Origin of the sequence: Kitasatospora sp. NPDC091257, from assembly GCF_044757675.1 — a bacterium.
In the GTDB taxonomy this organism is placed as follows: Bacteria; Actinomycetota; Actinomycetes; order Streptomycetales; family Streptomycetaceae; genus Kitasatospora; species Kitasatospora lactacystinica.
In genome coordinates this window covers 1-3,459 of sequence record NZ_JBIVVI010000994.1, presented here as the reverse complement: position 1 = coordinate 3,459, position 3,459 = coordinate 1, and the positions used below count along the sequence as shown (strand labels likewise).

Genomic DNA, 3,459 nt, shown 5'->3' with positions numbered 1-3,459 from the left:
CCCCGCCCGGCCCCGCCGCCACCCACCACCGGTCGCCGGGTCGCCGGGTCGCCGGGTCGCCCGCCACCCGCAACGACCTGCCACCACGGCGTGGCCGCACGAGAGAACCGCACCTCCCGGCACCCCGCCTCCGGCCCCGGCGCCTTCCGGCCGTTCGCGTACGCTGACGCTCGGACCGTCCCGGCCGCCGCCTTCCCCGCCGCGCACCGGGCGAGCCGGTTCCGGGAACCGCCGAACAAGGGCACCAGGCACGATGAGCGATCGCCTCGCCACGAGGACACCGACCGGCCCCGCGGCTTCCCGGCACCCGGCGCTGAGAGCCGCCGTCCGGCTGCGCCTCACCACGGCGTACGTCCTGCTGCTGACCGTGACGGCCTCCTGGCTGGCGAGCCAGGGCCATGCCGAGCGGGCCCGGTTCGTGCGGCACAACAGCAGCAACGTCCATCACCTGGAACTTGGCCAGTGGTGGACCCTGTTCACCAGTGGCCTCGTGGTCGACGGGGTTCCGTCCTGGGCGGGGATCGCGGCGGTCGCCGTCGTCCTGGGCCTGGCCGAGTGGCGCTGGGGCCCGGCCCGGGCCGGTGCGGTCTTCGTCTTCGGGCACCTGGGCGCCACCCTGCTCACCGAGGGCGCCATGTGGGTGATGGTGACGGCCCGCATCCCGGGCGCGCTCTCCCGCGCCCGGGACGTGGGCATCAGTTACGGCCTGGTCGCCACCGGTGCCTGCCTCCTCGCGCTCGGCCCGCGTCCGCTGCGTCGCTTCGGACTGTCGGCGCTCGCCGTGGCCCTGGCCGCCGCCTGGGCGCTGGATCAGCAGCTGGCCGACGCCGGCCACCTGGTCGCCCTCGGGCTGGGCGCACTCGCCTCCCGTACCGCCTGGCTACGCACCCGGGCACCCGCCCCGACCCCCTGATCGGCCCCAACTACCCGTCCGGCCAAGCAAGTCGGCCGGATCACCGCCCGATGCGCGGCGGCCGAACAGCCCCCTGCAGCCATCCAGGCTTTCGTATGCTCTTGCATTACTCTGCAAATCTATGCCAGAGTTCGGGCATCGGATCGATTACGCCGAATCCCGTCACACATCGCTAGATCAGGGGCCTGCTATGCGGGTCAAGGGTGCATCCATGTCGAAGGTCTTGAGCAAGCTGCCGGTCGGTGAACGGATCGGCATCGCATTCTCCGGTGGGTTGGACACCTCCGTCGCCGTCGCGTGGATGCGCGAGCACGGTGCGTTCCCCTACGCCTACACGGCCGACATCGGCCAGTACGACGAGCCGAACCTCGCCGACGTCCCGGCCCGTGGCCGCGCGTACGGCGCTGAGCAGGCCCGGCTGGTCGACTGCCGGGCCGCGCTGGTCGAGGAGGGCCTGGCCGCCCTCGCCTGCGGCGCCTTCCACATCCGCTCCGCCGGGCAGACGTACTTCAACACCACCCCGCTCGGCCGCGCGGTGACCGGCACCCTGCTGGTGCGCGCCATGCAGGAGGACGGCGTCTCCATCTGGGGCGACGGCTCCACCTACAAGGGCAACGACATCGAGCGGTTCTACCGCTACGGCCTGCTGGCCAACCCCAGCCTGCGGATCTACAAGCCGTGGCTGGACCAGGCGTTCGTCGACCAGCTCGGCGGCCGCAAGGAGATGTCCGAGTGGCTCGCCGAGCGCGACCTGCCCTACCGGGACTCCGCCGCGAAGGCCTACTCCACCGACGCCAACATCTGGGGCGCCACCCACGAGGCCAAGCGGCTGGAGTACCTGGACACCTCCCTGGAGATCGTCAGCCCGATCATGGGCGTGGCCTTCTGGGACCCCGAGGTCGAGATCCTGACCGAGGACGTCACCGTCGAGTTCGAGTTCGGCCGCCCGGTCCGGATCAACGGCCAGGAGTTCGCCAGCGCCGTCGACCTGGTCCACGAGGCCAACACCATCGGCGGCCGGCACGGTCTGGGCATGTCGGACCAGATCGAGAACCGCATCATCGAGGCCAAGAGCCGGGGCGTCTACGAGGCCCCCGGCATGGCGCTGCTGCACATCGCCTACGAGCGGCTGCTCAACGCCATCCACAACGAGGACACCATCGCCACGTACCACACCCAGGGTCGGCGGCTCGGCCGGCTGCTGTACGAGGGCCGCTGGTTCGACCCGCAGTCGCTGATGCTCCGGGACAGCATCCAGCGCTGGATCGGCCACCCGGTCACCGGCAGCGTCACCCTGCGGCTGCGGCGCGGCCAGGACTACTCGGTCCTCGACACCCAGGGCCCCCACTTCAGCTACCACCCGGAGAAGCTGTCGATGGAGCGCAGCGTCGACGCCGCGTTCGTCCCGGACGACCGCATCGGCCAGCTGACCATGCGCAACCTCGACATCGCCGACTCGCGCAGCAAGCTGGAGCAGTACGCGGTGCACGGCCAGCTGGCGCCGTGGAGCGGCCTGATCGGCGAGCTCGCCCCGGGCGGCGCGGCTCCCATCGCCGCCGGCACCGGTGACGAGAAGGACCCCACCGCGCTCGACCACGCGGCGATCGAGTCCGGCACCGACTGACGCAGCCCGTGCCCGCGGAGGGCCGTCGCACCCCCGATGGTGCGGCGGCCCTCCGTCGCTCTCCGCCTCACGCTCCGCCCGCACCCGCCCGTCGGCACCCTTCGGTGCCCATCCCCGCACCCGCCCGAACCCGCGCTCCGCTCCACCCTCACCCGAACGGCGGCACCGGCCGTGCGCCGCCCGCCCGTCGGTAGCTGAATGGCGGACGGCGCCCGGCGGCGGGAAGGGCAGGTGCGGGGATGGGCGAGGCGATCGGCCCGATGCTGGCCTCCGCGGTGGCGGTCGCGCTCTCCCCGCTGCCGCTGATCGCCCTGCTCCTGATCCTCGCCTCACCGCGCGGCCGGGCCAACGGGGTCGCCTTCACGGCCGGCTGGCTGCTCGGCCTGACCGCGGTGGTGGCCGCCGTCGTGGCGGCGGGAACCGCGTGGAACCCCACCCGCACCGCGCCGACCTGGCCGTCCTGGCTGAAGCTCGCCCTCGGTGTCGTGCTCCTCCTGCTGGCCGCCCGGCAGTGGCGCGAGCGGCCGCGCCCCGGCCGGGTCACCGCGCCGCCGGTCTGGCTGCTCTCGATCGACCGGCTGTCCGCCGCCCGGTCCGCCGGTCTCGCCGTGGTCCTGGTCGTGACCCGTCCGAACACCCTCGTCCCGGCCGTCGGCGGGGCCGCCTCCATCGCCGCCGCCCCGACCGGTGGCTGGGAAGCGGCGATGGCGGCCGCCGTGCTGGTGCTGCTCGGTTCGCTGGGCACCCTGGTGCCCTTCGCGGTCCACCTGCGGGCCGACGGCCGCGCGCGGCGCTCCCTCGGCGAGTTGCGGGCCTGGACGGCCACCCACAACGCGGCGATCATGGTCGTCGTCCCGCTGCTGCTCGGCGCGGAGTACCTGGGCGCCGCCGTTTCCGGGCTCACCTGACCCCCTGCCCTCCC

3 protein-coding genes are annotated in these 3,459 nt (G+C 73.4%); all 3 read left to right on the top strand.

Annotation, left to right across the window (positions count from 1 at the left end):
- Nucleotides 1-253 precede the first annotated feature (253 nt).
- The 3 genes from ACIQOV_RS33285 (at nucleotide 254) to ACIQOV_RS33275 (ending at nucleotide 3,445) form a co-directional block, all read left to right on the top strand.
- A complete protein-coding gene (locus ACIQOV_RS33285; protein ID WP_401054476.1) occupies nucleotides 254-913 on the top strand; it encodes a rhomboid-like protein in 660 nt (219 codons plus the stop codon).
- A 211-nt stretch (nucleotides 914-1,124) separates the two neighbouring features.
- A complete protein-coding gene (gene argG / locus ACIQOV_RS33280; protein WP_401054475.1) occupies nucleotides 1,125-2,537 on the top strand; it encodes an argininosuccinate synthase in 1,413 nt (470 codons plus the stop codon).
- Nucleotides 2,538-2,776: 239 nt separating this feature from the next.
- Complete coding sequence (locus tag ACIQOV_RS33275; RefSeq protein ID WP_401054474.1) at nucleotides 2,777-3,445, top strand: GAP family protein; 669 nt, start codon at nucleotides 2,777-2,779, stop codon at nucleotides 3,443-3,445.
- Nucleotides 3,446-3,459: the final 14 nt, after the last annotated feature.

Coding starts and splice junctions, on each gene's coding strand:
- ACIQOV_RS33285 (WP_401054476.1), top strand. CDS start 254: ATGAGCGATCGCCTCGCCACGAGGACACCGACCGGCCCCGCGGCTTCC.
- argG (WP_401054475.1), top strand. CDS start 1,125: ATGTCGAAGGTCTTGAGCAAGCTGCCGGTCGGTGAACGGATCGGCATC.
- ACIQOV_RS33275 (WP_401054474.1), top strand. CDS start 2,777: ATGGGCGAGGCGATCGGCCCGATGCTGGCCTCCGCGGTGGCGGTCGCG.